The organism is Arsenicibacter sp. R0_47 (assembly GCF_057652235.1).
In genome coordinates this window covers 437,966-455,610 of the sequence record NZ_JBYFCJ010000001.1, presented here as the reverse complement: position 1 = coordinate 455,610, position 17,645 = coordinate 437,966, and the positions used below count along the sequence as shown (strand labels likewise).

The window sequence follows — 17,645 nt, the reverse complement described above, 5'->3', positions numbered from 1 at the left end:
CAACCCTGTGCTTTAGCGCAGGGTTACGGGCGGACAGCCCCGCTAAACAGGCGTGGCGAGGGTATCGAAGCACGAATGTGCTGCTTTACGGTAACACAGATAGCGAGGCCAGGCCGGGCCGGAAGGTTTGCCAGAGGCCAAAGGCCCCAAACTGAAGTTTGGGGTTGACAGGAGAAGGACCCGTTTTGGACTATGTGCGAAATAACCTGTCTACTACTATTTAGCACTCACAATCAACACATTCAATATTTGCGCCTACCAATGCTTTCCTGTTAGCATCTGCTCCATCCAATACCTTATGTATGCAGATAAGTGGTCATTCAGCTTTCTGATAGTGGGTTCGTCACCAATATCAAGAGCGTAAACAGCCGGATCATCACCTGCTTCATAAGGTACGTAGAAGTACGTATCCTGGAAGTTGAAGAAAAAAATTATGTTATCCATAAATCCGGTGTTTATTCCTGCATCTTCCCACAATGCCCTCATGTAATTCAGCGGTTCCCAAATCCTAAGCATATCATCACATCCATGCATGTGACATTCAGGAAAATGCGATTGCTTTTTGCCAAAGATAGTCAGGTATTCACGCAGTGATGCCGGGAAAGAAACGCCTAATGTTTGCTCAAGCTCAGTGATAGCCTGCTCACTACAGCCTTCCGCCGCTTTTAAGAACTGCTCCGGTATCGACTCGAAAAACTGTTTCATCTGAATAAAATCATTTTCAATCTGTCATTACGCATACGGACACAGCCAGGGCCCCCGCTTAACCCATACACGGAGTGCGCAATCACCGTAATAAAGAAAATATTCTTTTTTCATAAATTGGTACTGTCGCTCCCACCCAACAAAACAAAACCCCGCCAGCGCAGGGCGCTGACGGGGCGAAGGGTTAACTTTAGGTAATGGGTTGTTAAGGTTTCGGGAAAAACTCGTCCAGGAACAGGTACCGGTCACGGTGCTTCTCGGTCTCCTGACGTGTGTTCACGTCGATAATCATGACCGGGGCAGGGCTGCCGGCTTTGACCGGATCCCACTTCGGCAGACCTTTACCGTTTGGATTGTGGTTCTTAATGAAGTTCTCGAAATAGCTCTGCATCGTTTCCGACACTTTGTAATCGTCAGGACTCCAGGCAAATACCTTGTTGGTCGAGAGGTTGCCCATGGCGTACTCAATCTCGGCCGAGTGCACAGCGCCTTTGGCCTGCGGAATTTTCGGTGCATTCGGGTCAGCATTGCGGACTACCCCGCCAGCCAGACCAGTACTGGCATTACCCATTTCAGGTACCATCGCCGGCCGCGGGCGGGTGTAGTAATACCGGTAGACCGGATGGCCACCCGTTTGTGCCTGCAAATCGCTCCATTTCCAGGTGCTGAACCCGATAAACCGGTCACCGGCGAGGTCCGTGGCAGCCTGCTGAATCTCGTCTTCGGTCGTGCCGTTATATACTTTCAGGGCATCTTCGGCGCGGTTCGGATAGAGCTTCTGCACCGCCGTCCGGAAGCTTTCCGGCGTTGGTTTCTCCTGCCCCATCACCATGCGTGCACTCATCTCCTCAGAATTCCAGCCAACCAGCAGCGGAACCTTGGCCTGCTCGCCGGCAGCAAAAATGGCAGCGGCCGGTTTCGGGAAAAAGTAACCGTCGATATTAGCCGAGAACCGTGGCAGGTTTGGTTTGGCCGTCGCTTCCAGCAACTGATCGCCCGGCATCGCCCGGAGGTCGGCCAGCGATTTAGCGCCCACGGCTTCGGCAAACTTCACGCCGCTCTGCTCAGCCTCCGCCAGCGTTACCGGCGACAGGGTGCCCAACAGCGAGCCGCTTTCGCCGATAGCCGCCGAAAACAGGTTTTTCGACAGCGGCGAGGTCATCATGGCGCTCACCGACATCGACCCGGCCGATTCGCCGGCAATGGTTACCCGCTTCGGATCACCGCCAAACGCCGCGATGTTTTTCTGTACCCACGCCAGCGCCGCCTGCTGATCCATGAAACCGTAGTTGCCCGACGCCTTGTTCGGCGACTCTTTGGTCAGTTCCGGATGCGCCATCAGCCCGAACACGCCCAGGCGGTAGTTTACCGTAACGGCCACGATACCCCGTTTGGCCATGCTCTCGCCGTCGTAACGCGGCTCCGAACCATCTCCGGCGATAAACCCGCCCCCGTAGAAATACACCAGCACCGGCAGCTTTTCCTTTTCCGATTTGGCCGGTGTCCAGACGTTCAGATACAGACAATCTTCGCTCACGCCGTTCGACCGGAAGTTCATGTCACCGAACACGGCCCGTTGCATCGCCCGCGGGCCGAATTTTTTCGCCTCGCGGACGCCTGTCCAGTTTTCAGCGGGTTGCGGGGCTTTCCAGCGCAAATCGCCGACGGGTGGCTTGGCAAACGGAAGCCCTTTGAAGGAGCGCACACCGCTCGCCTCCAGGTTGCCTTCTACCATACCATTCACGGTTTTCGCCTTCGGGCCGGTCTGCGCCGCAGCGTCGGAGACCACCGCACCGGCGCCGGTTAAGGCAGTAAGTGCCAGCATCATCAATAGCGTTTTCATACAGTTAGTTAAGGGACTGACTCCTGCCTGAGCAGAAAATTAAGTTGTTAAGGTCAGGCTGTAAGGTTTATTGTCTCACAGTGCGACAATAATAGCGGGTTATTCGGAAAACAGCAACTATTTTGTTACTTGCCAATAAATTTTTGACTAAATGCGTGAATCAAGTGAATCGGTCGGGCAGAATACCCGTGGAGAAGGCTACTTACAGAGTCTTGCCACGGACCTTGTTATTTTTGGTTTTCACGAAACCCAGCTGAAAATTCTGCTGCTGGAATACCAGAATACAGGTCTCCTCGGACTGCCCGCCGGGTTTATCCGCGACGATGAAAATCTGAATGACGCTGCCCGCCGGACCCTGACACAGCGCACCGGCCTCGGCGACATTTTTCTGGAGCAGTTTTATGTTTTCGGGGACGTAGGCCGCCACGACCCGCAACCGCTACGGTCCATTCTGATCGGCAAAGGAGAAACCCCGCCCGATGACCATTGGCTGCTCCGGCGGTTTGTGACGGTAGGCTTTTACGCCCTGGTCGATTTTACCCGTGCCCTCCCCAACCCCGACGCCCTGGCCGACCGTTGTGCGTGGTACGACCTCGCCACGCTGCCACCGCTCATGCTCGACCATACCGCCATTGTGCACAAGGCCCTTGACACCTTACGGGCTAATCTGGACCACAAGTTAATCGGGGCCAACCTGCTGCCTGAGCTGTTCACCATGAACGACCTGCAACAGCTCTATGAAACCATTCTGGGGCAAAAAATGAACCGGTCGGCTTTCCAGCGGAAGATGCTGGCGTTGGGGATTCTGGAGCGTCTGGAGAAGCGGTTCAGCGGTGGCGCTCACAAAGCCCCGTTTCTGTATCGGTTTGTGCAGGAGAGTGAATGCCGGTAAATATTTGTTGTATTACCAGATCCAATGGATGTCATATAAATGAATATTAGCATCAGCCGTAATGAAAACTAAATCCTCTGTCTGGCTCTGAGCGATCATAATTCTGTCAAAAGGATCGCGGTGATGCATTGGCTACTGAAGCGTACAGCGTGTATGCAGGAACGTAACAGGTAAAATGTCAAACCCGTTTTTCCCGATTAAGTCAATCAGGTTATCATAGCCGGGTTCAAACGTAAGGCTTCCCAGGCGAATTTTGATTGCCATCTCCCAAAGCGTAGCAATACTTACAAATGACTTATTCGCATTATCAAGAATAAGTGACTTCGCTTTCTGAGACAGATCCTTCTCATTGCCATCTAAAAACCATATGAGCGCATGTGTATCCAGCAGTAAGTTCATCACTGATAATCGGCAAAATCGTCTAGAGGTGCATCAAAATCAGGTGACATTTTAAACTGCCCTTTTGCACTACCGAAAACCGGCGTTCCTCCTGCTTTCTCTTCATTTTCCGGCTTTACGAGTTGACTCCTTACACTCAAAAAGTCAATAAAATCAGCTACCTCTGCCTGATATACAGGAGGAAGGCTCTGAAATTTTTGATATAATTGAAGATAGGTCATACTATGCTCACGTTTTCTATGCACTACAAAAATAACAAAATCCTGTTTTCTTTCTTACAATGCAAAGTGCAGACAAGCTTGACGTAATATGATGCCAAACCCGCCATTAACCAATGATCAACCTGCCAAATGACGGTTTTAGCAAACATCGTTCGGAAGTTATCCACATTCCCACATAGTTATCCACACTCCGGACGGCTATAACGTGGATAAGATTACTTAATCGCACCGGCTTTCTTTAATAAGTCAACGACACGGTCAACCGGCAGGGCGTCAACCTTGTGGTTCTGATCGCCCGTAGTGGTCCGGGCCGTGAAAAGTGAGTTGATAATGGCTTCTTCGGTGGCTTCAATCGCCGCCATAAACAAGGGAGAGACGTTATCGTTGCGGAGAACCTTCTGCTCGTCGAACGGACTTTTGCTTTCGTGCGGAATCTGATAGGCCGTCGAGACGGCGATGACGTAATCGCCGCTGCCGTTAGAGGCAATGCCGCCGGTTTGGGCCAGGCCCATAAACGCCCGTTTGGCCAGCCGTTTCAGGTTACGGGCGTCGAGGGGCGCATCCGTAAGGATAACCATCATGCAGGAGCCGTCGAGATTTTCCTTGTAGGAGTACTTTCCGAGTTCGACGCCGACCGGCACACCGGCAATCTGCAACACGCCCCCGAAATTGGTCTGCACCAGTGCACCGACAGTATAGCCGCCGAGTGAGGCCGGTAGTTTCCGCGAGGCCGTGCCGATGCCGCCTTTAAAGCCAAAGCAAACCGTGCCGGTACCGGCACCGACATTGCCCTCAGCCACGGGTCCGGTGGTTGCCTGTTGGAGCGCATCCAGCACATGCTGTTTTGTAACATGCCGACCGCGGATATCGTTGAGGTAACCATCGTTGGTCTCGCCCACCACGGTATTTACCGACCGCACCTGCTCGTTGCCCGGCTGCGACAGCGTATAGTCAATCAGCGCGTCGGCCGCTGTCGGAACGCTCAGGGTGTTTGTCAGGATAATCGGAGTTTCGAGGGTGCCCAGTTCATCGACCTGGCTGATGCCGGTCAGTTTGCCGAAGCCGTTGCCGATGTAAATAGCAGCGGGGCATTTCTGCCGGAACAGATTACCGGAATGGGGAATAATAGCCGTTATGCCCGTGCGTACTGCGTTGCCCTGTTGCAGCGTTACCTGCCCGACGCGTACACCCGGCACATCTGTAATGGCATTAAGCAGGCCGGTTGGGATTACGCCCAACCGCAGGCCATAGTCACGGACACGTTTCGGTGGCTGGGCGGCCGACAATCCGGTGATCAGTGTCGCCATAAGCAGCAGAATCCCTGAACGGCTGATCATCAGGCATAAACAGGGAATGAGACCGGTAATTTCACCTCGCGGTACATTTCCTGATAGTAGGACGTTTCCTGGTATGACCGGTCGGCCATAACCATCAGTACGGCGTCGTCTGAAAAATTATACATCATACGCCAGTCTTTGGGATCCAGCAACAGGACTTTTTCGGGGGTATCCAGCGTAAAATGATAATCCCGCTGCGGCGACTGAACATAGACATTGACCGAGCCGGAGACACAGATCAGCCCCATCTGACAGCGGGCATGATGGTGCCGGCCGCGTGCGACGCCTTCCGGAACGCCGTAAATAAAAAATATCCGTTCAACACCACGTCCCCAATAATCCCGCAGCCACTCCAGATCGCGGTTTTCAGTATCTTTTTTTGTGATTAACTGAGCCATAAAAGGATTACTTGCCTGATGCTCCTCTCCCTCCACCTACTTCACCACGGAGCGCTCAACAAATATACATTTTATTGACTAGATTTTTAATCAGCTTTTAACCACGCACATCAAATTTCAGTAATATAACGGTACGGTCATTCGTAAAAAGCCAATCCGGAGGTGCAGGATAGTACTCTCATCAGGGGTATGCTCACATAAACAGCATCATATCAAACGGAGCCATGGCCTCGGCCAGCCGGTTGATCAGCCAGTCATTTTCGTCGGCGCGGCGTACCGGTAATTGCAGGGTGTACCGGACCTGACCGGCCTGATGCAAGTCGTGAATGGTAATGTCCAGGCTTTCCATAACCCGGAGCAGCAACTGATACGTAGCACGGTCATAACCCGAAATAAGAATAAAATTGCTGCGGGTATTGCTTACCTGAAACGTCGGGGCGAGCAGGGCATTCAACTGCTCATAGAAGCGGTTCCGGCGCTGCGCTACCAGATTCAGCTGGCTTTGCAGACACTCCTGCCGTAAACCCGCCGTCAGCAGCCCGTCGAGTACCAGCTCAGACACGTGATTCAGTGAAAAGGAAGGCAGACTGGCACGAAGCGCCGTGGTTAACGCCGGTTCGGTAACGGCATAACCGAGGGTTGTTCCGGCAATAGTCAGCGACCGTACCAGAATCAGGTTGGCATATTGACGCGTCATCGCCAGCAGGTTTTCGGCGGGGGCCAGGGCATGGGATTCGTCGATAACAATATAATTTTCAGGATATCGCTCCAGCAACCGCCGCAATGTATTTTCGGGAATAGCGGCACCAACGACCGGATCCGGTGCGGCCATCACGACCACCGCACTGGCCGGAACCTCCGGAAACAGCGCCTCATGGTAGGTATACTCTTCGGTCAGCGGCCACTCATACACTGCCAGCGAAGCGTCTTTGGCCAGAGCACGGACAACGGCCGCCGATGGCTTAACCACAACCGCCGCCGAAACACAGGCGCTTAGTGTTTCCAGCAACCGGCCGACCAGTGATACCACACTGTCGCCCAGCACAATCGTATCTGCCGGCAGGTTCAGGGCGTCGCTGAGCCGCCGCTCCACAAACTGCCGCCGGGCCGAGGAATTGCCCTTCCGGAGCCGGGCAGCAAACGCCCCGAATACCTCGTTACGAATAAAGTCCTGAAGTAAAAATGATGTGTCGTCCGACGGCTGTCCGTAGTGAATAGACTGGCTCCGAGCAGCTGCCGGACGGTCATTTTGGATAGTATGCTGTGCAGTGATCAGGGTTGTGTTCATCGTAGTTGTTGTCTTACGATGCAAAATTGACAAAACCTACCGACTGCTTTTAGCGCAGTATTACCCAATTTTCCGGTGCGTATTTTTACGCATCGGTTACAAATTCACCAGTTTAAGGCAAACCGGCGCCGGTACGGAAACAGGTTCGCCGGCTTGTGTCAATAAACCGGTTTTCGGATCAATCCGGAAAATCACAATGCTGTCGGTATCCTGATTGGCCGCCAGCAGAAACTCGCCTTTCGGGTCAATCATGAAATTACGGGGTGTTTTACCCATTGTCGGCTGGTGGCCGACCGCTTTCAGGCGTCCGTCCGGCTGAATGGCAAAGATGGACAGCACATTGGCCCCACGGTTAGACTGGTACAGAAACCGGCCCTTCGGATCAATATGAATATCGGCGCTGGTGTTTGATCCGGTAAAATCAGCAGGCAGGGTCGGAATCCGTTCTTCCAGAATGGTCAATGCCCCGCTTTTCGGATCAACCGCAAACACAGCAACTGTTGAGGTCAGTTCCTGCACACCGTAGGCAAACCGCCGGTTCGGGTGAAACACAAAGTGACGGGGTCCCGAGCCGGGCATTTCCGACACAAAAGGCGTAGCGGCCGGTTTAACCTTCCCGGCGGCCTTATCAATTTCGTAGCTATAAATCTTGTCCGTGCCCAGATCCGATACGTACACAAACCGGTTATCGGGCGACACGATAGCGGAGTGAATATGCGGTTTTTCCTGCCGCTGTTTATTCGGCCCTGTTCCGGTATAGGTCAGCGAATCAGTTGCCGCTCCCAGTGAACCATCTGCTTTAACGGGCAGTACGGCAAATGTTCCACCCCCGTAGTTTGACACAAACGCCAGCTTACCGGTCTGGTCAATACTGATGTGGCAAGGCCCCCGCCCATGCGACGATTCCTGATTGATGGCCGTCAGCTGGCCAGTACTCCGGTCCACGACATACGCGCTGACCCCGTTCGCTACCGGTGCCCCCTCGTTTACCGAGTACACATACTTCCCCGACGGATGGACTGCCAGAAACGACGGGCTTTTCTGGCCGGATACTGCCTGTAGTTTCCGGAGTGTAGCGGTTTTCCGGTCAAAGGCGTAGACGTAAACCCCTTCACTGCCGCGCAGTGAATAGGTACCGACGTATAAAATCTCCTGTCCGGCGACCTTTGGTATTTTGGCCGGAGGTGCTGCCGCAAAGACGCCTGCTACGCCTAAAACAAGCGAAAAAAGTGTATGCATTATCATGACTTTATCTACGGTTAGTAAAAGATTCACCGGTAAAAGATAAATCCGTGCTTTTTTTCCTGATTAGCGCTATTTTATCCCCATAAAATACCCCCTTAACCCACTCATGCTACGTGACTTATCAAACTATCTGTACAAAATAGGTTCCTGGAAAACACTGCTGCCGGCTATGCTGCTGTACGTGCCCTTTCCCGCTTATTTTTTAAGCAACCTCGAAGCGACCATCAACCGGTATGCCGGAAAAGCCATTGGCCCGATTGACCTGCTGATGTTCAATACTGAACCGGCCAGAATTCTGGATATGGTTGACATGTATGGCCCTGAAGGCCGGCAGGTCTACGCCGAAGGTGAACTGCTCTACGACACGATCTATCCGCTGATCTACACGCTTCTGCTCTGTATCATTCTGTCGGTAATCTATAAAAACCGGGTGGCAAAACCCTTTGACCTGGTCAATACACTGCCTTTTCTTTTTCTGTGGACCGACTATCTGGAGAACATCTGTATCATCACCCTGCTCCGGACCCACCCTGACACCTCGCTGACGGTAGCCGCCATCTGTGCCATTCTGAGTGCGGTAAAATGGGGCGGCTTCTTCGTCTCGCTTGTCCTTATCCTCTACGGCCTGCTACGCCGGTTCTTTGTCAGGCCGGTTGCGCAGCCCGCCCGCTAAGTAGGACCGGAACATTTTACGGCCGGTTAGTTACCGTACGTATGAAAGCTGTAGTAATCAACGAATATGGCGGCAGTGACGTGCTACATGTCACAGACCTGCCCATGCCGGAACCCGACGGCCACGACGTGCTGATCCGGGTATTTGCCTCGGGTATCAATCCAATGGACTGGAAGGTCCGCAAGGGCGAAATGAAGCTGCTCCTGCCGGGTAAGTTTCCGAAGATATTAGGCGGCGAATGCGCCGGTGTTGTGGAGGCTGTGGGCGTACTGGCGACCAACGTGAAGCCCGGCGACCGCGTCGTAGCCTCGCTCGGGCCGGTGGGCGGCGGCTATGCGCAGTATGTTATTGCGCAGGATAAAAACGTGGTCAAAATCCCCGATGAAGTATCGTTTGAACAGGCGGCGACCATGGTTGTGGGCGGGCTAACGGCCTTACAGGCGTTGCGCGACAAGGGCAAACTGCGCCCGCACGACCGGGTGCTGATCAATGGCGCGTCGGGCGGCGTCGGCACATTTGCGGTTCAGCTGGCCCGCTTTATGGATGCTGATGTGACGGCTGTATGCAGCGCCGCAAACGCGGAACTGGTCCGGCAGCTGGGTGCCGACCGCATCATCGACCATGCCGTTACTGACTTCGCCAAAGAGCCCGAAAAATACCATGTTGTATTCGATGCGGTCGGTAAAAGCTCGTTCGAAGCCTGCCGCGATGTACTAACCGACGAAGGTACATACATCACCACGCTTCCTTCGGCCCGGCAGGTGTTCGATCAGGTCAAGAGCGTGTTTACCGCCCAAAAGGCAGAGTCAATTCTGATGTCGTTCACCGCCGAAGACATGAATTATCTGCTCACGATGGCAAAAAAAGGCTTCCTGCAAAGCATCATCGACCGGCGCTACCGGCTGGAGGAATTACCGGACGCCCATACGTACAGCGAAACCGGCCGAGTCAAGGGTAAACTGGCTATCGTTATAACCGAAGAGGATTATCGCGTGTAGTGCTTTCCTCAATAGACTTCTACCCTGCCCCTTCCGGGGAAAATGAGAGCACAGTTTCCTATCCGGAGATGTCTTTGTAAGAGACAATTAAACTATGCAGGTCTAAATCATCCCTGTAGAAGTTTACCACATAGCCACATAGAGCACAAAAGAGTAAAAATCTTTGTTTTTCTATGTGGCTATGTGGTATAAACCCATTAGCATGAATAGTAGAAAAACATGCTGGAGCGGGGAGAAAAAAACCTGTAATCCTGTCAGATATGTTTATTCCGGTTCAGGGGCCGGTGTCTTTTTTTTGCGCTTTTTGGCGGGCTTTGGCTTCGACAGGTTGATGATGTCCGGACGCTTTTCGAGGGCTACCGGTTCGCCCAGCAGCTCACGGATGACGACCGAGGCACAGACGCCGCCGAAGGCTGCCGGAATGTACGAAATCGTACCGTAGGCCGACCGCTTGAAGTTACTGCCATCGGTCATGATCAATGACTCTTTACGGACATATTCCAGCGAGAACACCGCTTTAATCCCCTGCTTTACCGCTAATTTTTTAAGCCGTTTGCGGACGTACTGCGCCATCGTACACGACCAGGTGTCAAAGAGGTCGGTCACCCGCAGCTGTGTCGGGTCCATTTTACCACCTGCTCCCATCGAACTTACAATCCGGAACCCTTTTTCGTAGGCCTGCTGCAACAGAATGAGCTTCGGCGTAATGCTGTCGATGCAGTCCATAACGTAATCGTACGGACCGGCGGCGAGCAGGTCCTCAACCATCGACGGGCGGATAAAATCCTTCACCACCCGCAGGGTCAGCTCAGGGTTGATCGCCAGAAGGCGTTCGGCCATAATGTCGGCTTTCGACACGCCGTGGTTGGTTGATAAGGCCGGTAACTGCCGGTTCCGGTTCGACGGATCAACCACGTCGCCATCGACGATGGTCATCTGGCCGACACCGGCGCGGGCGATAAACTCGGCAGCAAACGACCCGACGCCGCCTAATCCGACTACCAGAACATGGGCTTTGGCCAGCTGGTCAAGCCCCTCATTACCAACCAGCAATTGCGTACGCGAGAGCCAGGAACGATCTTGCATGATGCTTATGTACGTTACGGTTTTTCCTGTACAGCTGAACGCCACTACGCCGTCAGCTACCTTGTAAACGTAACCCCGAAAATACGCCTTTTTTGTCAACTACACACCAAAAACCGTTTCGGCATTCGCCCGCACCTGCGCAACCAGCTCCGGCAGTGACCAGCCTAGTCGCCCGGCAGCAACGGCATATACTGCACTAACAGACAGCGACTTATCATCTGTTTCAAGCAGCAGCCGGTTGGCCGGAATACGGGCGATAGCCGCTGAAGCCGGTGAATCAGCGCGCAGCAGGGCCGCGCCCAGCGATACGTACAGGCCGGCATCCAGCATCAAATCAAGAAACGACTGCCGGTTATTGAAGCCATGCATCACCCACGGCTGCGTTGGTTGCTGCGCCTTATGCTCCGCCACAATTTCCGGAAACGCCCGGACGCAATGAATAATCAGCGGTTTCTGTACCGCTTCCGACAACGCAATCTGTTGCCGGAAAACAGGCCATTGCCCGGCCAAAGGCGTGTCGGTCAGCCGGTCGAGGCCGCACTCACCAATGGCCTTTACCGACGGGTGACCGGCCCACGCCCGCAGCTGCCCCATGTCGGCCTTACGCCAATACCACGGATGCACCCCGACCGAACAAAACGGAAACGCATCGGGCGACTCCGGATCATGCCCGACAATGAGGTTCCGGATGGCAATCACCGATACATCGCCTGTCCGCTGATGGGTGTGGGAATCTACATACTGTATGTCTTTCTGCGCTTCCGGCATCGTTACACGCTCCTCTTTTTCGTAAAAACCAACTGAATATTTTGCCTTACACTCCTGTCACCAAATTACATTTTATTGTAATATCACACGACAGAAACGGCGTTAACAAGCCAACTGCACTTAACCAGGCAATACTATAAAAAACCTATGAAACAGTACGTTACGTTACTGGCCGGCATGCTGCTGGCAGCCGGGGCATCGGCTCAGAAATCGTACTACGGGACCGAACCGAAATGGCCGGAACAGGATACGACCAAAAAGTTTTATACCGTTAAGGGTGAACGTCACGGCATCAGCTTCTTTAAAAAGCACTATGCCAAAGACGTTGAATACTTCCCGGGCCCCAAACTCAGCTTCGACGTGTATCACGCACCGGAAGTAATGTACAGCTGGTGCCGCAAATGGGCCGACCAATACCCTAGCCTTGTCGACCTCTACGAAGTTGCGAAAAGCTACGAAGGGCGTCCGATTCTGCAACTTACCCTGACCAACAAAAAGACGGGCAAACATACCAACAAACCGGCAGCTTATTTCGAAGGCGGCCGCCACAGCGGCGAGGTTACCAGCAGCGAGGCGGTCATGTGGCTGGCCAAATACCTGCTCGACAACTACGGCAAAGACCCCGCCATTACCAAACTCCTCGACACCAAAACCGTTTACCTGCGCCCGCAGAACAATCCCGACGGGGCAACTATGTACCTCTACACCGCGCAACGCAACCGCAGCACGATTCACCCGAAAGACGATGACCGCGATGGCCTGCTCGACGAAGATCCGGAAGAAGACCTTGATAACGACGGTGTTATTTACCAGATACGGAAGAAAGCCACCGCGAAAGAACTGGAAAAAGCAGATTACATCCTCGATCCGCGCGACCCGCGTCTGATGAAAAAGGTGCAGCCAGGCCAGGGACAGTGGCTGGTTTATACCGAAGGCATTGACAACGACGGCGACGGCAAATACAACGAAGACGGCATAGGCGGACTCGACAACCACCGCAATTACCCCGAAAACTGGCGCCCCGATCAGGGTGGTGATTTTACAGGCCGTGGCTTTACGCAGGGCGGTGCGGGTGAATATCCACTGAGCGAAATTGAAACCCGCGCGACGGTGCTCTGGCTGCTGGGTCATCCGAATATTTCGGTTGTTAACTCGATGGATACGCGCGTGCCGATGCACCTTCGGCCGCCGTCGACCTCAAGCGGCGAAGAAAGTATGTTTCCGCCCGATCTGGCCATTTACAAACACATGGACAGCCTCGGCCTGTCGTTTACCGGCTATCCGTGGGCGGGCGATGTGTACAACACCTACCATACCCGGTCTAAAACCGACCGCCTGACCGGCGACCCGACCAAACCGACACCCCTGTTCGGCCACGGCCCCGATTTCGGCTATTTCTACTACGGCTCAGTCTGGTACGGCGACGAACTCTGGAACGGCGGGGCCATGAAAGATTACGACGGCGACGGGCAGTATGACGAATACGACGGCCTCCGCTGGGACGACGAAGCCAACAACAAACGCGGGTTTAAGCCATGGACTAAACTGACGCATCCGCAGCTGGGCGAGGTTGAAATCGGCGGGTTCCATCCAAAGTTTTTCGCCCAGAACGGCCCGGCGTGGCAGCTCGAAAACTGGATTTCGAAGCAGGCTAAGTTTAACCTGGCCATGGCCTTTGAACTGCCGCAAATTACGCTGAAAGACGTGATTGTGAAACCGCTGGCCAATAACGAGTACGAGATTACGGTCAGCTGGAGCAATACCGGCAAGCTGCCTGTGGCGCTGGAGCAGGCCAAACGCATCAAGATTGTGCAGGAAGATCAGGTATCGCTGGACATTGACAAAGACCTGCTCAAAGGCTTCGAAAATGCCAAAGTGACCATTACAAAACCGGCCCTGTCCGACAAAACCATCTACGCGGGCTACACCGGCACCGGCGAGTCGAAAGAAGCAGCCTTCACCGTAAAACTCAACCAGCCAGGCAGCATTAAGGCCAAGGTTAAGCTGTCGTCGACGCGCGGCGGATATATTGAGAAAGAGATTACGATCGGGAAATAGGGATTTCGGGCCATTCCAAAATTTCATGCGCCCGTCATGGTTAAAAACAACGGAATACCGGATTTATACTAATTAGTGATTGTGTGAATGAGCGATTGAGTGAATAAAGGCGATTACCCGCTCAATCGCTCATTCACCAATTGCTTTTCGTCCCTTATTCCTATGCTCATAACCATACGTTCCCGCAGGCTTGCGCTGGGCTGCCTGAGTGCGCTTGCGCTCAGCCTCTATGCCTGTTTTCAGCACAAACCCGTCAGCCAGACAACAACCGCTACCAGCAGTCCGGCTACCCCTGTATCTACCGGCCGGATTCTCGTCTTTTCAAAAACGAAAGGCTGGCGGCACACATCGATTCCGTTCGGAATCAAAGCCTTGCAGAAAATCGGGCAGAACGCACAGATACGCGTCGATACCACCGAAAACGCAGCCTGGTTCAACGACGACAGCCTGCGACACTACCAGGCCGTTGTTTTTCTGAGTACGACCGGCAACGTACTGAATGCCCGTCAGCAGGCGGCGTTTGAGCGCTACATCCAGGCCGGTGGCGGGTACATGGGTATCCATGCTGCGGCCGACACCGAATACGACTGGCCGTGGTACAACAAACTCGTCGGCGGTTATTTTTCCAGCCACCCGAATATGCCCAATGTCCGGCCGGCCACGGTGGATGTACTGGACAAAACCCATCCGTCGACCACGCACCTCCCCGACCGCTGGCCCCGCACCGACGAATGGTACAGCTACCGGTCGCTCTATACCGGTCTCCGCGTACTGGCCAACCTCGATGAAAACTCCTATGAAGGCGGCACCAACGGCGCCAACCACCCCATTGCCTGGTACCATGAATTTGACGGCGGACGGGCGTTTTACACCGGTGGCGGCCATACCGACGAATCCTATACCGAACCGCTGTTCGTGCAGCACCTGATTGGTGGTTTACGGTACGTGATGGGTACCGGCAAGCCACTCGACTACAGCAAAGCCTACGCCGTGGAAGCCCCCGAAGAAAACCGGTTTGTCAAAACAATTCTGGTTAATGACCTCAACGCGCCGATGGAACTGGCTGTGGCTCCCGACGGCCGTATTTTCTTTTCGGAACTGAATGGCAATCTGTCGGTCTACGATACCCGCACCAAGCAGACCAAACTGGTGCACAAACTGCCGGTAATTATCAAAGGCGGGACGGGCCTGATCGGCGTAACGCTCGACCCGAACTTCAGCCGCAACCAGTACATTTACCTCTACTACGCCCCGCCGACCGAAAGCGAACCGATTGACTTTCAGCTATCACGATTCACCGTTACGCCAGACAACACGCTGGATCTCAAATCGGAGAAAGTGCTGCTGAAAGTGCCGGTGCAATACAACAGCGGCTCGCACCACGGCGGGTCACTGGCCTGGGATAAAGACGGCAACCTTTACCTGTCGACCGGCGATAGTTCCAGCCCTTTCCCGTCCAACGGCTATGCCCCGATGGACGAGCGCCCCGGCACGGAATACTACAGCCTCGACGCCCAGCGGTCGGCTGCGAACACCAACGACCTGAAGGGAAAAGTACTGCGGATTCACCCGGAGGCCGATGGCACGTATACCATTCCCGATGGCAATCTGTTTCCGAAAGGGATGGCCAAAACGCGGCCGGAGATTTACACAATGGGCTGCCGGAACCCCTACCGCATTGCCGTAAACCCTAAAACCTCGGTGCTCTATTGGGGCGAAATCGGGCCGGACGCGGGTAAGGACAGCATTCAGGGACCACGGGGCTATGATGAGTTTAACCAGGCGAAAAAAGCGGGTAACTACGGCTGGCCGTATTTTGTCGGCAATAACTACCCCTATGCCAAATGGGACTTCGCGACCAACATGGCCGGTCCCCGCTTCAATCCGGCGGCTCCGGTCAATAACTCGCCGAATAATACCGGTCTGACCACCCTGCCACCAGCCACACCCGCCATGATCTGGTACCCCTATGCCGCCTCCACCGAATTTCCGGAACTGGGGCTCGGCGGCCGCAGTGCGATGGCAGGGCAGTTTTACAGCTATAATGCCCAATCTACCGCCCCGAACCGCTTTCCGGAATACTACGACGGCGCGCTCTTTGTCTTCGACTGGATGCGGAACTGGGTACTGGCGCTGCGCTTTGACAAAGACGAAAACTACGTTCGCAGTGAACCGTTTATGGCGGCCAACGGCGATTTCCGCCGTCCGATTGATCTGGCGTTCGGGCAGGACGGCGTTATGTACATGCTCGAATACGGGTCGGTCTACGGCGCCGATAACGAAGATGCGCGGCTGGTCAAAATCGAGTACAACCGTGGCAACCGCGCTCCCGTTGCCCGGGCCAGCGTACTCGATTCGGCGGCATCAGCCCTGACCAGTTCCCGCGCCTTCCTGACATCCGATAACCGAAATGCCCCCTCCTTCCGCGAAGCGGCCGGAACCGCTCCGTTACGGGTCAGGTTTAATGGCCGCGGCACCGACTTCGACGATGACGACCAGCTGACCTACCAGTGGCTGTTCGACGGCAAAACAGTCGGCGCTACCAAACCGGCTGCCACTTATACCTACACGCAGCCGGGCGTTTATAACGCCGTTTTTGCCGTAACGGATCAGACCGGCCGCGTCGGGCGGGATACGATTGTGGTCACCGTCGGCAATGCCAAACCGGAAATCACGGTTCAGACCAGCAACAACAAGTCGTTTTACTGGCCAGGCAAGCCGTTTTCGTACCGCGTCGTAGCGACCGACAAGGAAACACCGGCCGTTGATGCGCGCAGGATCAAGGTGCAGTACAGCTATAACCCGCAGCCTTCCACGATGAACAATGAGCAGCCTTCAGGCCATCAGGCAGAACTGCCGGGCAGCGATTTGCCGGGCAAAGGACTTATTGCCGGCAGCGACTGCAAGGCCTGCCATACCATCGACAAGCCATCCGTGGGGCCAACCTTTACGGCCATTGCCCAACGCTATAAAACGCAGAACGGTGCGGTGGCACTGCTTGGCAAAAAGATCATCGACGGCGGCGGGGGCCGCTGGAGCAAAGACCACGTCATGAGCGCCCACCCGCAGCTGTCAGCTCAGGACGCGCAGGAGATGGTGAAGTACATCTTCTCACTGACCGACACCAAAAAATCCGCCGCGACACTGGCTGCAACCGGCACCTTACCACTCAACGAACACACGGCCGACGAGCCGCGCGGCCAGTACTCGCTGTTGGCAACCTATACCGATGAGGGCGGTAACGGCGTCGGTCCGCTGACGGCAGCGGAGCTTATCACCCTCCGCAACGCCAAAGTCATGGCTCCTTTTGTGGATGCGCACGTCGGTTTCCCGCGTTGGGGAAACCGCCTCAGCGCCGGCAATCATAAGTCGTACCTAATGCTGAAAAACATTGATCTGACCAATATCCGGTCGTTTACATACGATTACAGTTCGAAAGACAAGGACGGTGAAATTGAGCTACGGCTTGATTCCTTCGCGGGGCCGGTCGTCAGCCGGGTTGCCTACAAGGCCACGGGCGATTTTGGCAAAGCAGCGCAGGTGACGGGTGTGCTCGACAAAGCCATTACCGGCCGGCATGACCTTTATTTCGTAGCCGTCAAACGCGACAAGCCGAATAACGAGATCATTCAGTTTAATTATCTGGTCGCAAACGAATGATGCCGTAGTTCACCAAAATAACTGACTGCCAATAAGGCACAAACCTACACAGGCACATAGCACACGAAGACGTC

The 17,645-nt window shown here is 54.3% G+C and carries 15 protein-coding genes; 5 read left to right on the top strand and 10 right to left on the bottom strand.

What is annotated here, in order from left to right; translation table 11 throughout:
- Window positions 1-255: 255 nt before the first annotated feature.
- Window positions 256-705: an SMI1/KNR4 family protein gene (locus tag AC23NW_RS01885; RefSeq protein WP_487447339.1), complete on the bottom strand. Its 450-nt coding sequence runs from the start codon at window positions 703-705 to the stop codon at window positions 256-258.
- 205 nt (window positions 706-910) lie between these two features.
- Window positions 911-2,548: a carboxylesterase/lipase family protein gene (locus AC23NW_RS01880; RefSeq protein WP_487447337.1), complete on the bottom strand. Its 1,638-nt coding sequence runs from the start codon at window positions 2,546-2,548 to the stop codon at window positions 911-913.
- A gap of 151 nt (window positions 2,549-2,699) precedes the next feature.
- On the opposite strand from AC23NW_RS01880, the gene AC23NW_RS01875 reads away from it, so the two are divergent.
- Window positions 2,700-3,440 carry an NUDIX hydrolase gene (locus AC23NW_RS01875; protein ID WP_487447336.1) on the top strand — a complete coding sequence of 247 codons (741 nt, stop codon included), beginning with the start codon at window positions 2,700-2,702 and terminating at the stop codon, window positions 3,438-3,440.
- A 132-nt stretch (window positions 3,441-3,572) separates the two neighbouring features.
- Here the strand turns inward: AC23NW_RS01875 and AC23NW_RS01870 are convergent, their stop codons facing one another.
- The 6 genes from AC23NW_RS01870 to AC23NW_RS01845 form a co-directional block, all read right to left on the bottom strand.
- On the bottom strand, window positions 3,573-3,839 hold the full coding sequence (locus AC23NW_RS01870) for a type II toxin-antitoxin system VapC family toxin (protein WP_487447334.1): 267 nt from the start codon (window positions 3,837-3,839) through the stop codon (window positions 3,573-3,575).
- Window positions 3,839-4,060, bottom strand: coding sequence for a type II toxin-antitoxin system VapB family antitoxin (vapB, locus tag AC23NW_RS01865; protein ID WP_487447332.1), 222 nt, complete (start codon window positions 4,058-4,060; stop codon window positions 3,839-3,841). Before vapB ends, AC23NW_RS01870 begins: the two co-directional genes overlap by 1 nt.
- A gap of 215 nt (window positions 4,061-4,275) precedes the next feature.
- Complete coding sequence (locus AC23NW_RS01860) at window positions 4,276-5,397, bottom strand: DmpA family aminopeptidase (protein WP_487447331.1); 1,122 nt, start codon at window positions 5,395-5,397, stop codon at window positions 4,276-4,278.
- A complete protein-coding gene (locus AC23NW_RS01855; protein ID WP_487447329.1) occupies window positions 5,397-5,795 on the bottom strand; it encodes a sugar 3,4-ketoisomerase in 399 nt (132 codons plus the stop codon). Before AC23NW_RS01855 ends, AC23NW_RS01860 begins: the two co-directional genes overlap by 1 nt.
- 193 nt (window positions 5,796-5,988) lie before the next feature.
- A complete protein-coding gene (locus tag AC23NW_RS01850; RefSeq protein ID WP_487447327.1) occupies window positions 5,989-7,083 on the bottom strand; it encodes an aminotransferase class I/II-fold pyridoxal phosphate-dependent enzyme in 1,095 nt (364 codons plus the stop codon).
- 96 nt (window positions 7,084-7,179) lie between these two features.
- Window positions 7,180-8,322, bottom strand: a complete 1,143-nt coding sequence (locus AC23NW_RS01845; RefSeq protein WP_487447325.1) for a lactonase family protein — start codon at window positions 8,320-8,322, stop codon at window positions 7,180-7,182.
- Between the two features lie 112 nt (window positions 8,323-8,434).
- Between AC23NW_RS01845 and AC23NW_RS01840 the strand changes: the two genes are divergently transcribed.
- Complete coding sequence (locus tag AC23NW_RS01840) at window positions 8,435-9,001, top strand: hypothetical protein (RefSeq protein ID WP_487447324.1); 567 nt, start codon at window positions 8,435-8,437, stop codon at window positions 8,999-9,001.
- Between the two features lie 41 nt (window positions 9,002-9,042).
- Window positions 9,043-9,999: an NAD(P)-dependent alcohol dehydrogenase gene (locus AC23NW_RS01835; RefSeq protein WP_487447323.1), complete on the top strand. Its 957-nt coding sequence runs from the start codon at window positions 9,043-9,045 to the stop codon at window positions 9,997-9,999.
- 264 nt (window positions 10,000-10,263) lie between these two features.
- Here AC23NW_RS01835 and AC23NW_RS01830 read toward each other — a convergent pair whose 3' ends face one another.
- Together AC23NW_RS01830 and AC23NW_RS01825 are read right to left on the bottom strand one after the other, a co-directional pair.
- Window positions 10,264-11,085, bottom strand: coding sequence for a tRNA threonylcarbamoyladenosine dehydratase (locus tag AC23NW_RS01830; protein ID WP_487447321.1), 822 nt, complete (start codon window positions 11,083-11,085; stop codon window positions 10,264-10,266).
- 99 nt (window positions 11,086-11,184) lie between these two features.
- A complete protein-coding gene (locus tag AC23NW_RS01825; protein ID WP_487447320.1) occupies window positions 11,185-11,853 on the bottom strand; it encodes a TatD family hydrolase in 669 nt (222 codons plus the stop codon).
- Between the two features lie 147 nt (window positions 11,854-12,000).
- On the opposite strand from AC23NW_RS01825, the gene AC23NW_RS01820 reads away from it, so the two are divergent.
- Complete coding sequence (locus AC23NW_RS01820; RefSeq protein ID WP_487447319.1) at window positions 12,001-13,911, top strand: M14 family metallopeptidase; 1,911 nt, start codon at window positions 12,001-12,003, stop codon at window positions 13,909-13,911.
- A 162-nt stretch (window positions 13,912-14,073) separates the two neighbouring features.
- Window positions 14,074-17,571 carry a ThuA domain-containing protein gene (locus AC23NW_RS01815; protein ID WP_487447317.1) on the top strand — a complete coding sequence of 1,166 codons (3,498 nt, stop codon included), beginning with the start codon at window positions 14,074-14,076 and terminating at the stop codon, window positions 17,569-17,571.
- Window positions 17,572-17,645: the final 74 nt, after the last annotated feature.